Annotated in this window: 22 protein-coding genes; 21 read left to right on the top strand and 1 reads right to left on the bottom strand. The window is 45.5% G+C overall.

Features of this window, described 5'->3' with window-relative positions; genetic code table 11:
• The first annotated feature begins 16 nt into the window (after positions 1–16).
• From HF638_RS10635 to HF638_RS10545, 19 genes are all read left to right on the top strand, one after another.
• Positions 17–1,084: a glycosyltransferase family 4 protein gene (locus HF638_RS10635; RefSeq protein ID WP_169480185.1), complete on the top strand. Its 1,068-nt coding sequence runs from the start codon at positions 17–19 to the stop codon at positions 1,082–1,084.
• A 21-nt stretch (positions 1,085–1,105) separates the two neighbouring features.
• Positions 1,106–2,050 carry a glycosyltransferase family 2 protein gene (locus tag HF638_RS10630; protein WP_169480184.1) on the top strand — a complete coding sequence of 315 codons (945 nt, stop codon included), beginning with the start codon at positions 1,106–1,108 and terminating at the stop codon, positions 2,048–2,050.
• A gap of 11 nt (positions 2,051–2,061) precedes the next feature.
• On the top strand, positions 2,062–3,084 hold the full coding sequence (locus HF638_RS10625; protein WP_169480183.1) for a glycosyltransferase: 1,023 nt from the start codon (positions 2,062–2,064) through the stop codon (positions 3,082–3,084).
• 43 nt (positions 3,085–3,127) lie between these two features.
• Positions 3,128–4,033 (top strand): glycosyltransferase, encoded by a 906-nt coding sequence (locus tag HF638_RS10620; protein WP_248278108.1) that lies wholly within the window; start codon positions 3,128–3,130, stop codon positions 4,031–4,033.
• A gap of 8 nt (positions 4,034–4,041) precedes the next feature.
• Complete coding sequence (locus HF638_RS10615) at positions 4,042–5,418, top strand: lipopolysaccharide biosynthesis protein (RefSeq protein ID WP_169480182.1); 1,377 nt, start codon at positions 4,042–4,044, stop codon at positions 5,416–5,418.
• Complete coding sequence (locus tag HF638_RS10610) at positions 5,405–6,433, top strand: polysaccharide pyruvyl transferase family protein (protein WP_169480181.1); 1,029 nt, start codon at positions 5,405–5,407, stop codon at positions 6,431–6,433. The genes HF638_RS10615 and HF638_RS10610 overlap by 14 nt, the downstream gene beginning before the upstream one ends.
• Positions 6,430–7,812, top strand: a complete 1,383-nt coding sequence (locus tag HF638_RS10605; RefSeq protein WP_169480180.1) for a sugar phosphate nucleotidyltransferase — start codon at positions 6,430–6,432, stop codon at positions 7,810–7,812. Before HF638_RS10610 ends, HF638_RS10605 begins: the two co-directional genes overlap by 4 nt.
• 32 nt (positions 7,813–7,844) lie before the next feature.
• Complete coding sequence (locus tag HF638_RS10600) at positions 7,845–9,176, top strand: UDP-glucose dehydrogenase family protein (protein ID WP_169480179.1); 1,332 nt, start codon at positions 7,845–7,847, stop codon at positions 9,174–9,176.
• A gap of 13 nt (positions 9,177–9,189) precedes the next feature.
• Positions 9,190–10,110 (top strand): LCP family glycopolymer transferase, encoded by a 921-nt coding sequence (locus HF638_RS10595; protein ID WP_169480178.1) that lies wholly within the window; start codon positions 9,190–9,192, stop codon positions 10,108–10,110.
• A gap of 21 nt (positions 10,111–10,131) precedes the next feature.
• Positions 10,132–12,291, top strand: a complete 2,160-nt coding sequence (locus tag HF638_RS10590; protein ID WP_169480177.1) for a WD40/YVTN/BNR-like repeat-containing protein — start codon at positions 10,132–10,134, stop codon at positions 12,289–12,291.
• A 31-nt stretch (positions 12,292–12,322) separates the two neighbouring features.
• Positions 12,323–12,877: a VanZ family protein gene (locus tag HF638_RS10585; protein WP_169480176.1), complete on the top strand. Its 555-nt coding sequence runs from the start codon at positions 12,323–12,325 to the stop codon at positions 12,875–12,877.
• A gap of 94 nt (positions 12,878–12,971) precedes the next feature.
• Positions 12,972–13,493 carry a hypothetical protein gene (locus HF638_RS10580; RefSeq protein ID WP_169480175.1) on the top strand — a complete coding sequence of 174 codons (522 nt, stop codon included), beginning with the start codon at positions 12,972–12,974 and terminating at the stop codon, positions 13,491–13,493.
• A gap of 282 nt (positions 13,494–13,775) precedes the next feature.
• A complete protein-coding gene (locus HF638_RS10575; protein WP_169480174.1) occupies positions 13,776–14,027 on the top strand; it encodes a hypothetical protein in 252 nt (83 codons plus the stop codon).
• 32 nt (positions 14,028–14,059) lie between these two features.
• Positions 14,060–14,968, top strand: coding sequence for an ABC transporter ATP-binding protein (locus HF638_RS10570; protein ID WP_062833055.1), 909 nt, complete (start codon positions 14,060–14,062; stop codon positions 14,966–14,968).
• Complete coding sequence (locus HF638_RS10565) at positions 14,961–15,752, top strand: ABC transporter permease (protein WP_169480173.1); 792 nt, start codon at positions 14,961–14,963, stop codon at positions 15,750–15,752. Before HF638_RS10570 ends, HF638_RS10565 begins: the two co-directional genes overlap by 8 nt.
• Positions 15,753–15,917: 165 nt before the next feature.
• Complete coding sequence (locus tag HF638_RS10560; protein WP_248278107.1) at positions 15,918–16,991, top strand: AI-2E family transporter; 1,074 nt, start codon at positions 15,918–15,920, stop codon at positions 16,989–16,991.
• Positions 16,992–17,211: 220 nt separating this feature from the next.
• Positions 17,212–17,607: a GntR family transcriptional regulator gene (locus HF638_RS10555; protein WP_169480171.1), complete on the top strand. Its 396-nt coding sequence runs from the start codon at positions 17,212–17,214 to the stop codon at positions 17,605–17,607.
• A 290-nt stretch (positions 17,608–17,897) separates the two neighbouring features.
• Positions 17,898–18,731, top strand: a complete 834-nt coding sequence (locus HF638_RS10550) for a DUF1648 domain-containing protein (protein ID WP_169480170.1) — start codon at positions 17,898–17,900, stop codon at positions 18,729–18,731.
• A gap of 45 nt (positions 18,732–18,776) precedes the next feature.
• Positions 18,777–20,372, top strand: a complete 1,596-nt coding sequence (locus HF638_RS10545) for an alpha/beta hydrolase family protein (RefSeq protein ID WP_248278106.1) — start codon at positions 18,777–18,779, stop codon at positions 20,370–20,372.
• A 92-nt stretch (positions 20,373–20,464) separates the two neighbouring features.
• Here the strand turns inward: HF638_RS10545 and HF638_RS10540 are convergent, their stop codons facing one another.
• Positions 20,465–21,826 (bottom strand): hemolysin family protein, encoded by a 1,362-nt coding sequence (locus HF638_RS10540; protein WP_169480169.1) that lies wholly within the window; start codon positions 21,824–21,826, stop codon positions 20,465–20,467.
• 375 nt (positions 21,827–22,201) lie between these two features.
• Here HF638_RS10540 and cls point away from each other — a divergent pair, with 375 nt between their 5' ends.
• Both cls and HF638_RS10530 read left to right on the top strand, forming a co-directional pair.
• Positions 22,202–23,641, top strand: a complete 1,440-nt coding sequence (gene cls / locus HF638_RS10535) for a cardiolipin synthase (RefSeq protein ID WP_169480168.1) — start codon at positions 22,202–22,204, stop codon at positions 23,639–23,641.
• A gap of 358 nt (positions 23,642–23,999) precedes the next feature.
• On the top strand, positions 24,000–24,908 hold the full coding sequence (locus HF638_RS10530) for a YitT family protein (protein WP_062833061.1): 909 nt from the start codon (positions 24,000–24,002) through the stop codon (positions 24,906–24,908).
• Positions 24,909–24,933: the final 25 nt, after the last annotated feature.

Below are 24,933 nucleotides of genomic sequence, written 5' to 3'. Positions count from 1 at the left end.
AAAAAAGGAGTCTATCATGAAACCAAAAGTATTGGTTGTTGGATCATCCTTGAAGGATATGGGTGGAATTGTGAGTGTCATCAAAAACATTGAGGAATCCTCCATCTCGGAAATGTATGCCATGCAGCGAGTCGAAACGTATATCACGGGCAGCGTGTTCTCACGGCTGCTTATTTTTATAAGGGGATTTATTCAGTTTTGGATGAAGCTGTACACGTTCAAGCCGGATATCGTGCATATTCATATGGCGAACAACGGGAGCTTTTATCGGAAGTCTCTATTTCTACTAACCGCAAGAAAGTTATTTCGAAAGTCAGTCATTCTGCATATTCATGCGGCCAGCTTTGATGATTTCTACAATCAATTTGCTCTGCAGCGCAAGTATTGTCACTACATTCTGAATCAGGCAGACAAGTTGATTGTCTTATCCCAGACGTGGAGAGAATACTTTGCTACGATTGTGCCGGAGACAGCCATTGAGGTTCTTTATAACGGAGTCTTTGTCAAAGAACCGTTTGCCAGAGAACAACAGGCAGCTGTTAATGCTCTCTTCATGGGCAGATTGGGTGAGCGAAAAGGAGTCTATGATCTGCTTCAGTCCATTCAGCAATTGAAGGCGCTGGGCGTTACAGCGACCTTCAATCTGGCAGGAGATGGCGAAGTTGAAGAAGTCAAAGCGATTGTACAGCAGTATGGAATAGAGGATCGTGTCAATGTACTCGGCTGGATTAACGGAGAGCAAAAGGAAAAGCTGATGCGGGAAGCGGATCTGCTGGTCCTGCCTTCTTATCATGAGGGATTACCTATGGCCATACTTGAAGCAATGAATTGTGGCTTGCCCATTATATCGACCACCGTCGGAGGCATCCCCGAAGTGATTACAACTGGTCATAATGGGCTGTTAATCGAGCCGGGAGATGTGCACGAGCTAACATCAGCACTGGAATATCTCATCACGGATGAAGAGGTTAGAGCAAGAATGGGTTCGCATAACAGAACGATTATATCGGATAAATTCGATATGAATCTTCTCGTAGGCAGATTGTCAGGAATATATGATGCACTTCAAGTGAAGGTATCCTAGTGAACAGGAAAAGGTGATGAAATGAACCCCTTGGTATCTTGCATCATTACGACCCATAACCGGGCGGAGTTATTGAAAAATGCGTTGAGAAGTGTACGTGAGCAAACACATCCGTATCTGGAGATTTTCATTGTGGATGATGGTTCAGAAGATCAGACGCCGGAAATCTGTCAGGCTTGGACCCGGGAAGATTCACGGATTCGGTACATCCGGGTTCCATATCCCAAAGGAGCCAATCATGCACGGAATGTGGGGATATCCCATGCCAATGGCAAGTACATTGCATTCCTTGATGATGATGATGAATGGATGGCTGACAAAATTAAAACCCAGGCGGAAGTGCTGGAGCGTACACAGGAGTCATTCACCTTTTGCAGCAAGTATCTTGCATACACGAACGAGCAGCATGAGGTGGTCAAACGGAAATTGTCGGTGGAACCTCGTGATGTTGTTCGGTATGAGGATCTGCTCACATTCAACTGGATCGGGGAAACGTCCAAAATCATGGTACTTACCTCACTGGCCCGTGAAGTTCGATTCGATGAGAATCTGACATCCGCTCAAGATTACGACTTTTATCTGCGCATATTGAAGCGAGGCTATATCGCCGTGAATGTGAAAGAACCACTGGTGGATATCAACATCCATAGTGGACCACGAATTTCAACCTCTACAACGGCCAAGTACAAGGGCCAACGCAAGATTATTTTGAAATACTACAACGATATGTCCAAGGAACAGAAGCGCCGCCAACTACATCATTATCGAATGCTGGAGTGGTCGAGAAATACCCTTCGTAACAACGTCTATTTGAGAAAAGCACTGTCGTTGTATCCCTGGTGGAAAGATTGGGTGCTGCTCAAGCGTAATACCAAGATCATGATGCAAGGTTTTCTGATGAGATTTCATGCAAGACGCGCAGTTGGAACGTATACAGAGGAACCTGTGCGAATGAAACTAAAGTAAGAGGTGCCTGGATGGAGAATCCGACGGTGTATATGCTGCCCAAGATGATTGAGAACAATAAATTCAATGAACTGTTATCCGATTCCATTGAGAACAAGGGATGGGAAGTGAAGCAGTTCACCAAAAAAGATCTAATCAAATTGAGAAAAAATGATGTGCTGCATTTTCATTGGCCCAGCTTCTATTACAGAGGTTCATCCCTGCTGTCAACAGTGATCAAATCCATTCTGTATGTATTGATGATCTGTTTTGCACGCTTGCGCGGGGCCAAATTATTCTGGACGGTGCATAACATCTGGCCTCACAACAGTGGCAAGACGCGGTTCGATTATTGGATGAGAAAAATACTGGTCCGAAATTGCTCCAAGCTGATTGTCATGGGCAAACCCTTGATCTCCGAAATCTGTTCGACGTTTGGGATTGATTCCAGCCGGATCGAGATTATTCCGCATGGACATTACAAGGGAGTGTATCAGGGAAAAGGCGTGAATATCCGCTCCCGCTTTGGCATCCCGGAGGATAGTTATGTGTATGCGTTCTTCGGTCAGGTCTCACCGTACAAGGGTGTGGATGATTTGCTGGAGGCGTTCAAGGATCTGAATTCCGATCAAGCCCATCTGTTGATTGCCGGTAAAAAGGTGAAGGACTACGATCTCGGTGAAGAATTTCTCGAGAGCGGACATATTCATACCCATTTTCATTTTATTGAAGACGATGAATATTCGGATTATTTTGATGCGGTGGATTCTATCATCCTTCCTTATAAACAAATTGCGACTTCAGGCAGTGCGATTCTGGCACTGACCTTTGGCAAACCGGTTGTAGCGCCAAGGATTGGTCTGCTGGAGGAATATCTGCCGGAAGATTGTGCGGTGCTCTACGAACCTTCCGATCCGGATGGATTGCTCAAGGCGATGAATATGATCCGGTTAAAGCAATCGGAGTTCCAGGAAGGCAGTGGTTTTGTCAAAGCGTTGGAGCGTCTGGACTGGCCAGTGATTGCCCAAAGGACACTTACCCTGTACTCCAATTAGTACAGATGAGAGAGTGGACCTAATTCAAAAATATGGGGATGAAATGATGAAGGTAACCGTCGCGATCTGTACGTATAACCGTGCACATGATGCGGTAGAGGCCATACGAAGTGCAATACAACAGAATTACGCAAGCAGCGACTATGAGATCATTCTTATTGATAACAATTCGAAAGACAATACACGGGAAATCGTGCTTCAAACGATTTTGCAGCATGAGAACCATTCAATACGGTATGTGTTGGAAGAAAAGCAAGGCTTGTCTGTAGCCCGTAACCGGGCCATTCACGAGGCACGCGGCGAATATATCCTGTTTCTTGACGATGATGCCTTTGCTTGCAGAGACTGGATTCGCCAGATCGTCAGCGTGTTTGAGATGAGCGAGAGCATTGGATGTGTCGGTGGCAAGATTGATCCGATCTGGGAAGTGCCCGAACCGATGTGGATTCCACCCGAGAACAGGTCACTGTTCACCATTCTGGATTTTGCAGATGAAGTAACTGAGATGAAAAGCCCCTATATTCCATTTGGCGCGAATGTGGCTTTTCGTTTATCCGTTTTCGATCAACTGGCTCCCTTCCGTGAAGACCTTGGAAGAGTGGGGAACAATCTTCTCTCCAGTGAAGAGAGTGAGTTAATTGCAAGAATACGGACGAAGTTCAAGGTGTATTACACGCCGTATGGCGCTGTACAACACAAAGTAGCGAAAGAGCGAACGACGAAGAACTGGTTTCTGCGCCGAATCTATTGGCAGGGTGTGAGTGATGCCATTCGGGATCAGGATCGTGGTGTTGTGCGTACGGCCAAACATGGAATCAAGCTTGCGCAGGGGATCACAGCCTCGCTGATCTATATCTATAATGCAGATCGGTTCACACGTCAGCTTGCCAAAGTATGTTACAGAAACGGCATGATCGTTGGGTCGCTTCGTCAAAACAGTAAGGGATGAGGATCGCTATGGCGCAAGTTGCACTTCGCAAAGTATTCAGAGGAAACGGCTTAATGAGTGCCATATTCCAGACAAGTGGAACCAATCTGCTGGTTATGACACTGACGATGCTGTCTTCCATTTTGACGTCACGCATGTTCGGCGTAGAGGGAAAGGGTGCGTTCTCGGCCATTCTATTCTGGCCTGCACTATTAACCGGATTGGTAGGATTCGGACTACCGACATCCATCATTTATAACATCAAACAGAGTGCAACTGAGAAGAGTGCGCAGTATGTTCGGTTAAGTTTTCTCTTTCAGGTTCCGGTGTGCATCATCATCGGTATAGTTGCCTGGTTTGGATTACCCTTCTGGCTCTCCAGCTTTCCGCCAGAGGTCGTGCAGATATCCAGATGGTATACGATTGCTACGGTCCCTGTACTCATTGTCATCAATCTCATATCAGCCCTCTCGCAGAGTCGGGAGAAATTCGCTGTATATAATGGCATCCGGTTAATGATCCCCCTGTTTAATGTAGGCGGGCTTTTTGTGTTATGGGGCCTGGGCATGCTGAGCATTCAGCTCGCGGCTGCGATCTATTTTGTAACCAGCTTCTCAGTGGTGGCGTGGGCTATCTATGCCAACCGTAATGAATTAAGACTGAGATGGTTCAAGGATCGGGTGGACCAGAGTTCGGCCAAGAAACTTTTCGGTTATGGCAGCAAGGTGTATGGCGTTGAATTGCTAGGAACATTGTATACCCAGTTTGATAAGATCATTATTTTGGCTTTGCTCACCCCGCGTGATTTCGGATTGTATTCCGTTGTGTTTGCGCTGTCCCGAATCTACAATGCAGTTCAAACGGCGATCAGCAATGTTGTTTTCCCAAAAGTGACCGGATTACCCCAAGAGCAGATTATTCGAACGGTCGGCAGAGCCTTCCGCATCTCGCTCATGGTCATGATGATCATCGTTATACCGACCATGTTTGTGGGGAACTACCTGATGGGTCTTCTATTTGGCTCCGAATTTTTGGAAGCGAGCGTCGCATTTTATATTTTGGCTGTGGAATGCATCATTGGTGGTGGCTCATGGATTCTGGCATCCGCCTTCAATGCACTGGGTCGGCCAGGGCTTGTGATGATCAGACAGCTCATTGCACTCTCGGTGACGGTGGCCTTGTTCTTCGTGTTCACCCCGCTATGGGGGCTTAATGGCATTGCGATTGCTTTGCTGATCGGGTCCATTGTACGAATGGTGGTCACTGTGGCCGCGATGAAGATTGTATTTAAGGTGAAGTTTGCCGCCATGTTCTATGACAAGCAAGATCTACCGTTTCTCTATGAACGGTTAAACAAAAAAAGAAGAAGAGTCACCCAAGGAGGAGATGGAGATGCTGGGCACTAACAATATTCATCCAATGGAAGAGTTGAAGGGACATTTACGTCAGATTTTGAAGGTCATTCCACCCCGTACCGAAATCTATTATCTGGATTATCCGGTGCATAGCAATGGTGGCGACTTGTTGATTATGAAAGGTACTGAGGCTTTCTTCCGAGACAATGATATTCATGTACGTGCCAGATACAGCATTCTGGATTGCCCTTTGTCTCTCAAGGTTCCGGAAGGCATCACGATTGTGTTGCACGGGGGAGGTAACTTTGGTGACTTGTACCCTGCCCATCAGAAATTGAGAGAACGGATGATTGCTCAACATCCGAATCACCGGATCGTAATTCTACCACAGACGATGTTTTACAAGAGTGATATTGAATTGAAAAAGACAGCCCAAGTATTCAATCGTCATAAGGATGTACACTTTTTTGTTAGGGATACATTATCTTATGAGATAGCCAGTAAAGAATTTCAACAAACCAATGTGTATCTATCTCCGGATATGGCACATCAATTGTGGCCTCTTAAGTCCAAGAGCCAGCCTACTGCAGAGATGTTGTATTTCTTCCGTAAAGACATTGAGAAGACTCAGAATCAGGTGCATTACGAATCCGTCAGTGGACCCAAGGCCACGTTTAAAGACTGGGAGACATTGTACAACCGGGTCGACCGGAAGATCATTCGCATGATTACATCCCGGTTGAAGTCAGGGAAAGGTAGCTCTTTCGCCCGCTGGTTGTGGTACAAATACTCTGATCGGATGGTACATACGGCCATTAAGGAATTCAATAAATACCAAACCATCACGACATCCCGTCTGCATGGACATATTCTCGCTTGTCTCCTGGATCAACCGAACATCCTGCTGGATAATTCATATGGCAAGAACTCGAATTATTATGCAGCCTGGACGAAGAGCAATCCAGCAGGCAGACTCGAATCCAATCAGACCAGCACATATAACAAGCCAACCGAGAGCGGCAAGGGAGCAAGTACGGTTGTACTTTCGGATGGTGCAGCCCTATGAGAAGTATTCTGTTATCCGGCGGTTCTGGCAAGCGTCTCTGGCCGTTATCCAACGATTCCAGATCCAAGCAATTTCTTAAAGTGCTTCACGGGCCTGAGGGAAGTCCGGAATCCATGGTACAGCGGGTATGGCGACAGCTGAATCATGCCGGACTTGCATCACAGGCGCTTATCGCAACCAGTTTGCCTCAGGTCGAGATTCTGACTTCTCAGCTGGGAGACGATGTGAGACTGGTCGTGGAGCCAGAGCGCAGAGATACGTTTCCTGCGATTGCGCTCGCAGCCTCTTATCTGTATTCCGTAGAGAGTGTGAGTCTGAATGAGACCATTGCAGTCTTGCCAGTCGATCCTTTTGTAGAGAAAGAATTCTTTGAGGTTCTGGCAACTTTGCCAGAGATGCTGGATAAATCTGGTGCTGATCTGGCCTTAATGGGGGTTGTGCCGACGTACCCGTCAGAGAAGTACGGATACATCATTCCGCAATCCCTATCTTCCAGTGAAAATAACAATGAATACGTGAATGTAGCGAAGTTCCAGGAGAAACCCTGCGAATCCGATGCGGCCCTTATGATGGAGCAGGCCGCATTATGGAATTGCGGGGTTTTTGCTTTTAAGCTGGGTTATTTGATCAATCTGCTGATTGAGATGGAACTGCCGATACAGTACGACGAAATGCTGAAGCAATACGGAAGATTGAACAAGATCAGTTTTGATTACCAGGTGGTCGAGCGAGCCAATCAGATTATCGCCATTCCGTATAACGGCTTCTGGAAAGATCTAGGCACGTGGAACACACTCACGGAAGAGATGGGAACTTCGGTGGTAGGAAAAGGATGGATCACGGGAGATTCCCTGAATACTCACCTGGTCAATGAATTGAACATCCCGGTTGCGATATTGGGCTTGTCAGATGTGGTGGTAGCTGTGAGTCCGGATGGCATTCTGGTCAGTGACAAAGAGGCTAGCCCAGGCATCAAGGAAATCTTGAAGAATGAGGATCAACGTCCCATGTATGAGGAGCGCAGATGGGGGTGCTACCGGGTGCTGGATTATACAAGAAACGAATCTGGCGGCGAGGTTCTCACCAAACGAATCTGCATTAGTGCCGGGAAAAACCTGAGTTATCAATATCATTTGCTTCGCAATGAGGTATGGACGGTTGTATCAGGAACAGGGGAATTGATTCTGGATGGGCAGAGCCGAATGATCGGGCAAGGAGACACGGTGGTCATTGATCGGAGTATGCTTCATTCCGTCAGAGCTGTTACGGAACTGGAGATCATCGAAGTGCAGATCGGCAGCCAGCTGATTGAGGAAGATATCGTTAGAGTATCTACCGGATGGCAGGATATTGTTCAGACATATGTGAAGCACGCGTAACCAACACATTAGGACATGGGGGAGATTATGGAATGAATATTACGGTGATTGGCACAGGGTATGTGGGTTTGGTATCGGGCGTATGTTTTTCGGAACTGGGAAATAATGTGATCTGTGTCGACAATAATGTTGAAAAAGTGAATATGTTGACGGATGGTCATGTACCTATCTATGAACCGGGTCTCAAGGACATCATGAATGCCAATATGAAAGCGGGAAGGCTGTCCTTCACCACCAAAATTCAGGATGCCATCAGTCGTTCGGATATTATTATCATCGCTGTAGGAACGCCGTCCCTGCCGAATGGCGAAGCGAATCTGAGTTTTATTGAGCTTGTTGCACGAGAAATTGGTTCTTATATGGATAATTATAAAATAATAATGACTAAAAGCACTGTTCCTGTCGGAACCAACGATCGCATTCAGGAATGGATCAGCAGTTTGACGAGTCACCCATTCGACATGGCATCGGTACCGGAGTTCCTGCGGGAAGGTACCGCTGTGCAGGACACACTGTATCCTGACCGGATAGTCATTGGGACACATAGCGATCGGGCAGTTGCCACGTTGAAAGAACTGCATCAGCCATTAACCGATCAGATTATTGTTACGGATATTCGCTCGGCCGAAATGATTAAATATGCATCCAACGCTTTCCTGGCAACCAAGATCTCATTTATCAACGAAATCTCTAACATCTGTGAAAAAGTAGGAGCAGATGTCAGCCGCGTTGCCGAAGGCATGGGATATGACAGACGAATCGGTGCTTCCTTTCTCAAGGCAGGCATTGGATATGGAGGTTCCTGTTTCCCTAAGGATACACAAGCTTTAATTCAAATTGCAGGTAATGTGGATTATGACTTCAAACTGCTGAAGTCCGTGGTGGAAGTGAACAAGGATCAACGCTTCAACGTCATTCGCAAACTGGAAGACGCACTTGGTTCACTCGAAGGGAAGCAAATTGCGATCTGGGGGCTCGCTTTCAAGCCGGATACCGACGATGTTCGGGATGCTCCGGCGATTGAGATCATTCAGCGTTTGCTTGAGGAGGGAGCAGTGATTCGGGCATATGATCCCATTGCTACCGAGAACTTCCGCAAAGAGGTGGATTCCCCATCCATTACGTGGGAAGATCGTGCAATGAACGCGGCGCAAGGTGCTGATGCACTCTGTGTCCTGACCGAGTGGAAAGAGTTCATGGAGGTTAATCTGACTGATTTGGCAGCGCATATGAATCAACCCATTCTCATTGATGGAAGAAACATCTACGGAGAAGAACAGATCAAAGACACGTCCTTTCAATACTACTCCGTCGGTCGTCCAGGTCTAACCAATATCGATGGAAGAAAAACGGCAGTCATCTGACGGAGGCCATAACATGAGACGCGGGATCAAAATAACATTAGGTGCCCTTTCCCTTGTTGCAGTTGTCATGATTGGATATTCTGTGTATCTGTATCTGCATGTCAAATCAGCGGCGGATCAAATGTATGAGCCCCGGGAACCCATCAAACAGGTATCCATTGTTGACCAGAGGGGCGGGGGAGATTTCCCTGTGGACATGGAGAATGAAGAACCTTTCAATGCTTTAATTCTGGGTGTGGATGAGCGCTCCAATGATCGGGGGCGCTCCGACACCATAATTGTATTGAGTGTTAACCCTGCAAAACAATCCGTACTTATGTTTAACATCCCGCGGGATACCAGAACGAGTATTGTAGGACATGGCACGGAGGATAAGGTCAATCATGCTTACGCTTTTGGTGGTGTTAACATGTCTGTGCAAACAGTGGAACAATTGCTCAACGTTCCCATACACTACTACATGAAGGTGAATATGGAGGGCTTTGCACAAGTCATCGACATGGTGGGTGGAGTGAATGTGAATAACCCTTTCGCATTTGACTATGAGGGTTACCGGTTCGAGCAAGGGAATATTCATCTGGATGGTGAAGCTGCTTTGGGATTTTCGCGGATGCGTTATGATGATCCGAAGGGAGATCTTGGGCGGAATGACCGCCAGCGGGAGATCATCAAACAAGTGCTGAAGAATACGGTCCAGGTATCCAACGTGTTGCAACTGGAGACGTTGCTGGACGAAGTCAGTGCTCATGTCAGAACCGACGTTACCTTTGATGAGATGAAGCAGATGTTCTCCAATTATCGTTCAGTACTGGATCATATTGAATCCGTTGAGATTAAAGGCACGGGCAAGAAAATAGACGGCGTGTATTACTATATCGTGGAACAGTCGGAACGAGACAGGATACATCAGATGATTGAAGAACATTCAAAATGATCGGATAGGGCGGTGAACCAGATGCGTATCTCCAGGCTAATGAAATTGTCCCTGATTGTGCTACTAATGTATATGCTCATGATACCGACAAGTACAAATTATGTTCAATCAGCTCAAAGCTATCAATGGAATAATATACCTATTGGTGGTGGGGGGTACGTTACCGGGGTGGTCATTCATCCGACTGAGCCTGATCTGGTTTACGCTCGAACTGACGTTGGAGGAGCTTACAGACTGGATGTCACTTCAGGAGATTGGGTTCCACTACTGGACCATTTCGGAGATGAGGATAGCAATCTGTACGGCGTAGATGGAATTGCGCTGGATCAGCAAAACCCCAATGTCGTGTATATCGCTGCTGGGAAGTACGGAAATGTGGGGCCAAGTGATATTCTGAAATCCACAGATCGAGGAGAAACCTGGATTCGGACGGGACTCAATCTTCGGAACGAATCAAATGGAAATATCCATCGAGCCATGGGTGAGAGCATCGCTGTTAATCCAACGAACTCCAATTACCTGCATGTCGGTACGCGATATGATGGATTGTACACCTCCAGCGATGGTGCAGCTACGTGGAGCAAGGTGTGGGATGTACCGAGCGGGCTGTCCGGTGAGGGTATACGGAGTGTAGCCTATGGATTAAATCCCGTGACGAAGCAAGGTCAAGTTGTGTATGCAGGGGTTCGCGGCATTGGTGTGTATAGCAAAGCACCAAGAAGCAATGGGCAGACGACCTGGCAACTTACCGGGAGAAGTCCCGAATATCCTGCGCGTATGACTGTGGCAAAGAACGGCACGTTATATGTGACTACTGATAATCAGGGCGTCTACAAGTTCAATGGTGTGCAGTGGACGAATATCACGCCAAGTTCCAGCTACTCGTCTTATTATGGGATCACGATCGATCCCCAAAACGATAATCATATCTTGGCAGCCGTTCGAACAGGCGGAGATAACCTGCCACTGTATCGTTCGGTAAACGGCGGACTTAGTTGGACAACAGTGAGCAAGTCACTGGTATCCAAACCGTCCTGGTGGACACCCAACATGTTTTTCTCAGCGACATCCAGCATCAAGTTCGATCCACATAACCCGGGTACCGTATATGCTACAGACTGGTTTGGTGTATACAAGACAGAAAATATCAATGGTACAAATGGATTGACTGGCAGTACTGCGAGTACTTGGGAAGCCATTACAGATGGTCATGAAGAAGTCGTTGCGCTGACTGCATCCACACCACCTCAAGGTGTTTCATTCTTTAGCGGTTTAACAGATCAGGTCGGATTTAGACATGAGAATGTATCCGATGTTCCTCTCAATAAAATCCCGCTCGCGGGTATGCGAGAAATTGTAAGTATTGACTATCATGAAGCAAATCCGAATTACATGATATTTCTGGGAAGCAGCGACTGGTATGGTACGACCACACGTTTATTTGTCTCTTCCAATAACGGAGTTACCGTAACTCCAATGAATGTTCCAGCTGGCTCCAAACTGGGGAGGGTCGCCTACTCGGCTATCAATCCGAATGTAATTGTTTATTACCCCCAGACCGGTAATCCGGTCAGAAGCACGAATCGTGGCGCAACATGGCAAAATATGAATGGTGCCCCTTTTCAGGCTATCGGGGGGAATATGGTCTTCGCCTATAATCATCCACTGGCTGCCGATCGCATCAATGGATATAAATTTTATATGTATGCTGCTGGTTATCTGTATCGGTCTACGGATGCAGGAGCCAACTGGTCTAAAGCGAATGCGGTTCGCCTTCCTGTTAATACGGATATCAATACGAGCTTTATTAAAGTCGAGGCTGCACCCGGTGTGGCGAATGCCGTATGGGTAAGTTTGGGAACCGATGGACTATATGCATCGACGAACTCGGGAAATACATTTTCCAAGATCCAGAACGTACAGAATTCCAAATTATTTGCCTTTGGAAAAGCTCAGCCAGGCAAATTTGTTCCAGCCGTCTATGTATACGGCACCGTAAATAATGTGAATGGATTCTTCCGTTCCGATGATATGGGGGCAACCTGGAACAATATAGGACCTATAGGTGCTGGAATCGGGTTGGGCAATGAACCGCAAATTATGGCGGCAGACCGACAAATCTATGGTCAGGTATATGTAGGTACGAATGGCAGAGGTATGTATGTCGGTTCATTAGAATAAAGAAAGAGATATGAAAGTGGTGATGAATCATATGATGGAGGAGGGTTCCGGGCGCACGAGACAAAGGCATGTTCGAAGAACGTACGGGTTTCTCATTGCACTGCTGCTGATTGTGATCTGGATTCTGGTCATCTGGTCCATGTCCACACAATCCTCTCAGCAGCAGGACATTCAGCCTTGGCTTCATAAATGGTCTCAAAAATTGCAAATCGGTTTTACGCTGCCAGATGTGCAATTCACCTACGGGGAATATGAGTATTCGCTGAAACAGAGGCCGTACGATTTTGCAGAGTTCATCTTTCGCAAGAGTGCGCATCTATTTGTATACGCTGTGCTCGCCGTGCTTGTGTACGGCGGGCTGCGATACAGGAGAACAGCCATCACGACCTGTATCGTGTCTGCTCTGGCTGTGGTGTGTATCATCGCCTCCATTGATGAGTATATTCAGCAGTTCAGCCCAGACCGGACAAGCTCGATACGTGATGTTGGAGTGGACTTGCTCGGTGGCTGCTGTGGGATTGCTATATATGCCGGGCTTCAGTTTCTGATAAATAGGATCAGAAAGAGAAAGCGTACTTCCATTTAAAGCGAGTGATTTCCCAGGAAATTAGATGCATCGTTCAGCTTCTACTTGTCTACCATCCATCATAAATATGGATGGAGGACAAGGAGGACTGGACATGCTGCGAAGAAGAAACAGGAATGCTTTGCTCAAGAAAATCGGGTTCATAGCGATCATACTGATCCTGCTATGGTTGATCGGTAGAACCATTCCGTATTTGTTTCGGGCAGATACACCGGATGAAGCTGCGGCTGTTGCCGAAGAATTTTACAAATATGAGCAGACGGGTGACTTCGGCAGTTCATGGGAACTGTTTCATCCGCTGATGAAAGAGCGGTTTCCAAAGAGTGCTTACGTACAGAACAGAGCACATATATTCATGCAGCACTTTGGCGTGGAAACTTTTGAGCTGGAGATGGAGAAGCCGGAGCGTGAGTTCGATGTCACGGTGGTGGATGGTGTGAAGCCATTCTCAGAAGCTTACAGAATCCGGGTCACTCAGAAGTACTCAGGTACTTTTGGACAATTCGATATTGTGCAGACCTGTTATCTGGTAGAGGATGGCGATGAGTGGACCTTACTCTGGTATTATCCGAATCAGAAGAATGAGGGTGCTTCGCAGGATAACAACAGTGAATAATCAAAAATCATTGTCAAAGCAACTGGAATTAAGTCATAATGATATTCACCCATACGTTGCACCGAATTGTATCATTTACCTAACATAAGGCTCCATAAATGCGAGACTTTTGTCGCATTTATGGAGTTTTTTTTGTATTTTATTCGATTTTATGGCTGTAAAGCCTTGACATTAGTCCCGGTGTCAAGTAAATTACGAGGTAGATACAAAATGTATCAATTTTCAGCGTCTAACGACAAATAACAGGGACTTCTAAGCTCCTTGTGAGGGGAAGGAATATCATTGATCGAAACGGGCCGCTTTTACTGTGTCAGTTGTGGGATGATTGTGTCGGTCGCTAGAAGCTCTGTCGAAATGAAGGAAGAGGGCTATGGAGGCAATCACGTATTTCGCACCGGATTCTATCGGAGTGAAATGCCGCTTGGATGCTGTGAAGCGTGTGTAGTTGAAGTGAAACGTCAGGGGAAAACCCAGTTTGCGGGACATTATACTAAAGATTATGATACACTATGTGCATATGAGAAACGGGCATGAGCTATATGCTCGTCCATGAAGGAGGGGATTGAATGCAGCAGGAGCCGGTCGTCCGGATTCAGGGCGTCAGCAAGATCATATCCTCCCGATCATTGGTCAGCGACCTGACTCTGGATATTTCTCCGGGGCAGGTTTTTGGTTTTTTAGGACCTAATGGCGCGGGAAAAACAACGACGATTCGAATGATGGTTGGACTGATGTCCATCAGTAAAGGTGATATTTTCATCTCGGGACACAGTGTGAAGAATGAGTTTGAGCAGGCGGTAGCGCAGGTCGGAGCCATTGTGGAAAATCCGGAGATGTACAAGTTTCTGACTGGATACCAGAATCTCGTTCACTTTGCCCGCATGTCGCCGGGAGTGACGAAAGAACGTATTGCGGAAACGATTGAGCGAGTGGGGCTTACAGCCCGTATACACGATAAGGTTAAAACCTACTCACTGGGTATGCGCCAGCGTCTGGGTGTCGCGCAAGCGATATTACATAAACCGAAGCTGCTTGTACTGGATGAGCCGACCAATGGTCTGGACCCACAGGGCATACGGGAACTGAGAGATTATTTGCGTCAGCTTACCCAAGAGGAAGGCATTACGGTCTTCGTATCCAGCCATTTGCTGTCGGAGATGGAACTGATGTGTGATACCGTAGCCATCATCCAGAACGGCAAGTTGATTGATGTAAGAAACCTTCGGGCTGAAGCAGGTTCGGATGCATTAATTGAAGTTGCTTTTGAGCTGAATGATGCAGACCGCGCTGCCGATCTGATTCAGGGTGCTACTGTACAGGGCAATGTCCTGGTCGCACGGGTGTCTCGTGAGCAGATTCCGGATATCAATGCCAAGCTGGTTAGCGAAGGGTTTCAGGTATATGGTATTCGTAACGTGACTCATACCCTGGAAGAACAATTCTTGCAAGTCACTGGGGGTGGAGGCATTGGGTAGTTTCGGTAATCTGATATTGAATGAAAACATGAAAATTTTCCGTCGTCCTCGTACCTGGATCATGTTATCGATTCTGGCACTGATCTCGCTGTTAATGCCAGTGTTACTGCGAGAAGGCATGGGGTCCAATGAAGTCTTGTACTGGGAAGCGGCTGTGACGACCATCCAGATCACGTTTTTCCTGAACACGATCTTCTGTGTTGTGATTGCAGCGGAATCGGTCGCAGGCGAATTCACCTGGGGAACCATTAAGCTATTGCTGATCCGTCCATGGTCACGAAGCAAAGTTCTCGCTTCCAAATACCTGACCGTCATTGGCTTCAGTATTGTCAGTACATTGCTGGTCATCGCGATGGCCATGCTAACGTCCTATATTCTTTTCTCGCATGATGCTCCGGGAGGAAGCAATAGTCCGGCTACGAATGCTCTGACGCTATGGGGATATCTGTACGTCGATCTGTTCATTACGCTTGCGATTGCCTTCATGGTGTCCTCCGTCTTTCGTTCAGGCGCACTTGCGATTGGATTATCCCTGTTCATTATGTTCTCACAAAGTATATTCTCACTCATATTCAATCCGGACCGTTATGAGTGGGCCAAGTATGTTTTATTCAACAACATGGATCTTAGCAAATACATGACTTCCGGAGCGGAATTTACGCTCATGGGTGGTCCGAGTGCAGGAATGACACTTGGTTTCTCCATTGCAGTCCTGGCAGTGTATTATGTTATTTTCATGGTGATTTCCTGGGTTGTATTCAGCAAAAGAGATGTGGCAGGCTAACGCCTGCTTCTTTTTTTTGCTCCAATGCTGTTTTGGGAAGAAAAAAGTGTATATTCAGCATCGGCTGTGGCATGACTGTCATTTAAGGGTACTTATAAATGACTAGATATACATATCAACGCCGCAGTCACTTTGGCAACGCAGCGCATGGAGGGATCACGTTTCTTGATAAACAACAAGTTCTACCGCATCTGCACAGCGATTATTCTGCTGCTGCTCATCGTGTATCTGGGGAATAAAGTGAACTTTATTTTCAGCCCCCTGACCTCACTGATTCACATCATCATCATTCCGCTGCTGATTGCTGGTTTCTTCTATTATCTGCTGCGCCCGCTCGTCGATTACATGGAAAGGCATAAGATCAAGCGTGCATTGTCAGTTCTGATTATTTATGTCGTGACTGCATTAATACTTGCTGGTTTCAGTGTGTTGGTATGGCCTTCATTGAGAGAACAACTGATGAATTTTGTGGAGAATGCTCCAGCGTTGGTTACTTCGCTCAGCGACCAGTTGAATGCACTTGAAAAGAGTAATTTTGTTTCCAGATATCTGCCTGACGATTCCAATCTATTCTCACGACTTTCTGATATTCTGAGCCAAGGGATCACTCAGGTAACCGATTATGTCTCCGGGTTATTCTCCGTGGTATCCAATCTGGTTATTATTCTGGCAACGTTCCCGATCATGTTGTATTACATGCTTAAGGAAGGCAGCAAGTTTGGAACGAATCTGACCTTATTGTTGCCAAGACATTATCGGAAGGATGGGGAAGAAACCGTCCATGAGATCGATGAGGCACTAAGCAACTATATCGTCGGCCGGGTTATCGTTAATGTAGCCCTGGGGATTCTGATGTACATCGGTTTTCTCATCTTAGGTTTGCCGTATGCGTTGCTGCTGACCGTTGTATCGATTATTCTGAACTTTATTCCTTATGTGGGAGCTTTGCTGGCAGCTATCCCGGTTGTCATTGTCGCGTTTATCGAATCACCTTCGATGGCGATCTGGTCCCTGGTCATTATTGTAATCGCACAGCAAATTCAGGATAACCTGATCTCACCTTACGTCTACGGCAAGCAGCTTGATATTCATCCACTGACTACCGTTATTCTTTTGCTTGTAGGTGCCGATCTGGGAAATATCTTGGGTATGATTATCGTGATTCCGCTATATATGATTCTGAAAATTATAGTTCGCAGAATCCATTATCGGATTGTCGAAGATAAGACGGAAACTTAAATGGAATTAGAAATATAACTCTGTTATGTGTCTCCACTAATGTTTGCTCTTGAATCACATCGATAAGCTCAACAGGATAAGCCGCATATCCATGGTGAAGGGTTGGTAACTTGCCCTCGCGATGGATATGCGGCTTATTTTTTATTTTCAGAATTATTGCTCACTCATGTTATACCTGTTATACTTGATATATAACAGATAATAAAAAGAAGGTGAACCCTTGATTATTCAACTGGATATGCAATCCGAACTTCCCATCTATTCGCAACTTGTTTATCAAATTATTGAAGGCATTGCTAGTGGTGAGTTACAGCTAGGTGAGGCGCTACCCTCGGTTCGGAATTTGGCAGCAGATATTGGTGTTAACCTTCACACGGTCAACAAGGCTTATACACTACTCAAGCAAGATGGATACATTCTTGTTCATAGACAAAAGGGAGTCGTGGTAAACCCTGATGGAATGCCTGATTTAACGGATGATTTTTTGAAAAAGCAGCAAAGCGAATTAAGACCGATTATTGCCGAAGCGATATGTCGTGGAATGACCAAAGAAGAGCTAACTGCGGTATTAGACCAAATGTATGATGATGTAAAGATGGGTCACAACAGAGAATAAAGAATCAAGGGAGTGTGTTATGTATGCAACTATTTAGTATATTACCTATCATCTTAATCTTTGCTCCATTAGCCTTACTTCTATCCTTTACACCTTATTTGACAAGGGAAACAATTAGCTTTGGGGTTACGGTAAGTGAATATAATTACCACACACCCATCTTACGTAAGCTACGGAGTACGTTTGCTACAGTAAGTTTGATCGGGAACGGGTTGGTTATCCTTGTCTGTCTGTATTTACTTCGATCTGCTAATGAAGAGTCAACCGCAATAATCACCGGTGTTTGCACAATGATATTCATTGTGTACTGGTCAGCACTACACATCTTATTTCATTTCAAGATGAAAAAAATAAAGGGAACACTTACAACTGTAGAAACACCTCAAAGGGTTAAAATCGATACTACCTTCCGCCAAAATAAGCTCACCTATTCCAGCTATTGGTTTCTCATTCATATTGCTATTATTGTAGCCATTGCGATCATTTCGATCCTGAATTATAAGGCACTCCCTAACGTGATTCCAATGAAATATGATTTTCAGGGCAATGTCACTTCCAGTGTGCCTAAAACCTACCTTTCGGTACTGGCTATTAATCTTGTACAGCTAGGAATTATTGGACTTATGATGTTGGTGAACTGGAGTATTAAAACAAGCAAACAACAGCTTACTACGTCTAATCCTGCCAAATTTGCTGCTGAAAATATTCAATTCCGCCGTAAATGGTCCCTATTTACGATCATCACGGGGTTCCTTCTTACCATTTTATTTGCCTTCATTCAGATCAATATGTTCCTCCCTAATCTGTTCTTGTTAACAGCGATTAGCTTCATCACCCCTGTGGCAATCGTATTAGGCGCTATATTGCTGTCTCTCACAGGCAGACAAGGCGGTGGGAAAATTCGTAATCATCAAGAGGATCGCGAACGATCCAAGGAGCAGCCTGTGAATGACGATGAATATTGGAAGCTTGGTTTTATTTACTTCAATGCCAATGATCCTTCTTTTACTGTAGAAAAACGTTATGGGATAGGCTGGACGATTAACTTCGCTCGTCCGCTATCTTGGGTCCTGTTGTTATTCATCATTGCTATTGTTGTTATAAGTATAGTCCTGAGCCAATAAATGCTCATAGATCTATGCATATCATAAAAATAATTAGGAGGATTTATGATGATGAACAATTGGAAAAAGCTATTACTGTCTCTTACTTTCGTATGTCTCATCCTTCCGGTGACAGCCATCTCAGCAGCTGCTGAGAAACCCGCTGGTAGTGAAAATCTAGTTCCTATTCGTGAGATTGCAGAAAAGAATGGGGCAGAGGTATCTTGGCAACAACAAACAGGAGAAATCACAATACGAAAAAATGAACTTACGATTGTAGTTAAGGTAGGAGAGAAACAGGCGATGGTGAATGGGCAGGTCATATCCTTAGACAATCCTGTTCAGTTGACTAAAGGAGTTACCTTTATGGATGGGGGATTTCTTACCGAGACGCTGAAGGCAGCACCTGAGGATATATTCATTTCCCTTATTAGTGAGGGCGATGGCAAGGAGGCTGCCAAGTATGTTCATACCTCTGTGAGTGGAGTGTTGTCACCCACGTTGTTGAGTCAGCTATGGGGAGCTTTAGAAGGACAAAATGGCAAAATTACAAGTGAAGCCATAGCTAAGCATGTAGAAAATAATACAGTGCATCGCAATGTTACCTATACGTTCAAAACAGAGCTAACTCGTTTAAATATTACGGTCAGAATGAATCATAACGGACTTGTGGATGATTTGCATATTACCGCCGCTACTCCAGATGTGTATCAAAAACCAAGCTACGACGACCCATCTGCCTATACAGAACAAGACATTACGGTTGGGCAGGGTGATTTAGCTTTGCCAGGGACATTAACTTTGCCCAAGGGAGAGGGATCTTTCCCGGTTGTCATTCTGGTACACGGATCTGGGCCTAGCAATCAAGATGCTGCCATTGGTGGTGCAAAGCCATTTCGCGATCTTGCGGTAGGTTTAGCTTCACAAGGAGTTGCTGTATTAAGATACGATAAGGTTACGTATGAGCATACCTATAAGGTCGCTTCTCAGCCCCAATTCACATTAAAACAAGAAAGCGTAGATCAGGTAACCGATGCAGTGGAATTACTCAAAAAGAATACACATATTGATTCTACAGCGATTTTTGTGGCTGGACATAGTCAAGGCGGGTTTGCATTACCGTTAATCCTGGCTGAGGATAAAGAACATGATATTGCAGGAAGTATTCTACTTGCTGCACCAAGTAGTAGCTTTGTGGATGTGCTTACCGAGCAGCAGGACGAATTGGTCGATCGGATGAAGCAGCTTGGATTGGACACGGAGATCATTCAAGGACAAGCAGATTTTTATAAAAATGTTGCTGCGATCGTTAAAGATCCTAAATATTCTGTAGATCATCTTCCTGAGGCGTTTCCACTTCAACCTGCTTATTGGTGGTTTGAGCAGAGAGAATATGTGCCTGCTGAACTGGCTAAAACACAAAATACCCCTATGCTTATTATACAAGGCGAAAATGATGTGCAAGTGTCTATGAATCAATTCGAAAACTGGAAATCGGCTCTTCAAGGTCATTCCAATGTAACGTACAACAGCTATCCAAAGGTAAATCATCTATTATCCAGTTATGATGGATTATCGATTGGTCAAGAGTACGCTCAGCCATCTAATGTCTCCAAAGCCATTATCGATGATATTGCAAAGTGGGTATTAAACCTTGATTGATACCTTGGGAAAGTGACATATTGAGCGAGAAATAATAAGAAGAGCACTTACCAATATAGGCAAGTGCTCTTCTTATTGTATATAAAGTTGCTTTATTTAGAGAAATTAGGAGACTCTTTCTCGTCTTCATCGGTGTAGTCAGACATGGTCAGTGGTTCCTTGGGAACAACAGCAACTTTGTAGAACCGATTCTTGTCTTTTTCCAGCAAAACAAAGATTAGATTCTCGAACTCATATTCTTCCTGTTCGTTCATCTCGGGACGATGGCTGTAGAGCCACCCACCAATGGTGTCCCACTCATCTGCATCCAGGCTGGACATAAACATGTCGTTCACCTTCGATAAGGAAACCTTGCCATCCATAATGACATAATTCTCATTGATGACTTGAATATCTTCCACTTCGTCTGCGTCGAACTCGTCGCGAATCTCACCAACAATCTGCTCAAGTACATCCTCGATGGTTACAATTCCGGAAGTTCCTCCATATTCGTCGACAAGTACGGCGATATGTACGCCATCCTTCTGCATTTTCTTGAGCAAGTCCTTCACAGGAGTTGTTTCGTGAACAGCCGATACAGGCTGAATCAGGGAGGACAGATCGACAGGTTCATCGTTTCCGTAAAGTTCCAGGAAGAATTGCTTCGTATTAATGATACCGATGATATCGTCTTTACTCTCATTCACTACTGGAAAACGGGTATATTGTTCTTCACGAATGATCTCCAGGTTTTCCTCGTTCGTTCTATTCACATAAAGGCAGACCATATCGGTCCGAGGTACCATGATTTCTTTGGCTAACATCTCATCAAAAGCAAAGATCCGGCTTACATAACCGAACTCGGCTTGGTTGATTTTACCACTTTCAAAGCTTTCATTAATAATGATCTGCAACTCTTCTTCGGAGTGAGCATCTTCATGTTCAGAAGCAGGTTTGATTCCGAACAGTTTCACCAGTTGGTTCGCTGAGCCGTTTAGCAGCCAGATAAAAGGATACATAATTCGGTTAAACCAGATGATAGGTGTAGACGTCAGCAGTGCAACAGTCTCGGCTTTCCGGATTGCAATCGTTTTTGGAGCGAGTTCACCAACCACAACATGCAGATACGTGATGGAAGCAAACGCGATGACAAACGATAAGAATGAAGAAACCGCCTCAGGAATTTGCATGCTTTCGAACACAGGGTGGAGAATCTTCTCTACCGTTGGTTCACCCAGCCAGCCTAGTCCCAGAGATGTAATCGTGATTCCAAGCTGGCAGGCAGACAAATATCCGTCCAGATTGGCAACGGCTTGTTTCACAGCCAGCGCACGCTTGTTTCCTTCTGCAATCATTTGGTCGATCCGGCTCGGACGAACCCGTACCAGAGCGAACTCCACTGCAACAAAAAACGCCGAAAGTCCTATCAAAAAAGCCACCAATACTAAATTTAACGCATACCTCTCACTTTCCATTCACTGCTCTTCTCCTTTAGGTAATAAGTTTTTAACGAGTATTATATCTAATTTTACGTAAGAAGACCACCTTCTCATGAAGAAAAGAGGGAGAGTCTGGAAGCAAAATTGAGCAGATTGGCGTCACAATGCGGTTCTGTTCGATCATTAATCTGATATGTAGAAGGTAACACAGTCAAAATATACAATTGATGAGCAGAATTTTGGATTACCAGAATCAAGTATTTCGTATGCTTATGTAAAGTTTTATCTAAGTAAACGTTACGAACAGGGGTTACATTGGGTATCTATGATTAGCTGCAGGCTTAATCGTCAAAGCTGTGTAAGTGAGAGATTGGCAAGGTGATGAAGCTTGCCAACTGAGGAGGAAGCCGAATGTTCTGGCTGGTCATTATATTAGTCGTATTTATTTTTCAGGCAGCCACGATTCTTTTGCTGGAATTTCGGAATCCGGCCAAAGCTGTGGCTTGGCTGTTTATTTTGTTCTGTGTGCCGCTGGTCGGTTTTGTGGTGTACTATTTCGTGGCCCAGGACTATAACAAACGCAAAAAGCTTCGTAAGGGCGGATCACGGATCTTCCGGGAAATGAGGGGAACGATCTGGGAACAAGCCCACATCATTGGAGATGTTGAAGAGATGCCGGGCAATCGTTACAACCATCAGCATCGATTGTTTAACCTGCTATCCCATCTGTCGGAGAGCCCCATTACGGGTTGTAATCACAGCACGGTGCTCACGAATGGGGAAGAGGCATTTGCAGCGATGCTGAGGGAAATGGAAAAAGCAAAGCATCATTTGCATGTGGAATTTTACATTTTCCGTGATGATGTGATCAGTACGAAGTTTCAGGATGTCATGATTCGCAAGGCACAGGAGGGCGTGAAGGTTCGGTTTATCTGTGACGGTCTTGGCAGTCACAAGATGAGCTGGAGTTTTATCCGCAAACTGCAGGATGCAGGTGTGGAGTTTCATTATTTTCTGCCGCCACTGATTGCAACAATTGACCGAAGAGTTAACTACCGGAATCACCGTAAAATTGTCGTTGTGGATGGACAGGTTGGCTTCGTGGGCGGCATTAATGTAGGCGATGATTACCTTGGACAATATCCGGAGATAGGTTTCTGGCGGGATACACATGTGCAGATTGAGGGAGATGCCGTGTACTTCCTGCAAAGTACGTTCCTGAACGACTGGAAATTGGCTTCAGGTGAGCGAATTACCGAACCTCAGCTTGCGGAATTGTTTCCACCTCATATCTGTAGCGGAGAAGAACGAATTCAGATTCTGGCCAGTGGACCGGATCAGGACTGGGATGCCATTCAGGAAATGTGTTTTGGCGCCATTTCGGTAGCCTGTGACCGGATTTACATTACCACACCATACTTTATCCCGGATCCTGCGCTGTATGAGGCACTCAAAACGGCTGCTGTCAGTGGGGTCGATGTGAGAATTATCATTCCTTATCAATCCGATTCCAAGCTCGTGCATCTGGCGTCACTTTCATACGTGGAGGAGCTGTTGCGAGCAGGTGTGCAGTTTTTCCAATATCGCAAAGGTTTTGTACATGCCAAAGTGATGATTGTAGATGAGTTGCTCGCTACGGTAGGCACGGCCAATATGGACATGCGTAGTTTTTTCTGTAATTTCGAAATGACGGCCGTATTGTTTGAGAGCACTCCTATTGACCGTTTGGTTGCTGACTTTGAACGGGATCTCGGGGAATGTAGTCAGATCGATGTGCGGGTATTTCAGAAGCGTTCACGGTGGCAAAAAGGCGCAGAAATGCTTTCTCGGATGCTTTCTCCGCTTCTTTAGCCGATTTAGGGCAGATTTCTGAAGATAAGTTCACTTTTTGTGAATTTATCTTCTTTTTGCTAAGTATTTTGCTCAAATTTGATCTTTTATGATATAATAGATATATAAATCATGTCTTGGCGAAGGAGGGGAGTCTGCGGGAAAACAGGCTCCCTTTTGCTCTCTTTTGAAAGTGTAAACCGGAATTAAGACAATCTTGAATCCATTTCATATAGCCTTTAGATGCTTGTGCTCGTACTGACAGGGTACGTATAGAATCGATCTTTGTGAACACGCACTTCTATATGTAGGTTCCCCCGTGGAGTATTTAAATGATTTATGAAATGGATTCACATACTGATCCAACGGGGGGGATACCATGTCCAATGTAACGGTTAAAGAACTGACATCCAAGCCTGACCGGGGCGTCAAAAGCTCGGTGTTTACATTAAAGCTGCTGCAACGTATTGTGATGATTCTGATCGGTGCTGCACTGATGGCTGTATCGCTTGAAGTGTTTCTCGTGCCAAATGGTGTTATTGATGGTGGGATTACAGGTATTTCAATTATGGTGTCGGAGCTTACACATCTGCCACTGGGAATATTCCTGACTTTGCTCAACTTGCCGTTCCTGATTCTGGGTTACAAGCAGATTGGTAAAACATTTGCGTTATCCACGCTGCTGGGGATCGTGGTCATGTCCATCGGGACTTCATTATTGCACCATGTTCCTGCATTAACACCAGGGGAGCCATTGCTCGGAGCTGTATTCGGCGGATTGATCCTGGGTGTGGGTGTTGGACTCGTTATTCGGTCTGGCGGTTCACTGGACGGTACGGAGATTGTGGCGATCCTGCTTAGTGAGAAATCACCGTTGTCTGTAGGACAGATCGTATTGTTCATTAACGTATTTATTTTCGCAGGTGCAGGATTTGTATTCGGCTGGCCGAATGCCCTGTATTCCATGATTGCATATTATATTGCGATGAAGATGATTGATATTGTGAATGAAGGACTTGACCAGTCCAAGTCGGTATGGATCATTAGTGAGAAATATCGTGATATCGGTTCAGCTCTGACAGACCGTCTCGGTCGCGGGGTGACTTTCCTGGATGGAGAGGGCGGATTCAGCGGGGACGAGAAGAAGATCATCTTTGTCGTAATCACCCGTCTGGAAGAAGCGAAGCTCAAGACCATCGTTGAAGATTGGGACCCGCAAGCCTTTGTGGCTATCGGTAACATTCATGATGTGAAGGGCGGACGTTTTAAGAAAAAAGGTATCCATTAGCGATGTATATACGCATGAATGATAA

Origin of the sequence: Paenibacillus sp. SZ31 (assembly GCF_012912005.1) — a bacterium.
Lineage (GTDB): Bacteria > Bacillota > Bacilli > Paenibacillales > Paenibacillaceae > Paenibacillus.
The sequence above is the reverse complement of the archived record's forward strand: the minus strand, read 5'-3'. Positions and strand labels throughout refer to the sequence as shown.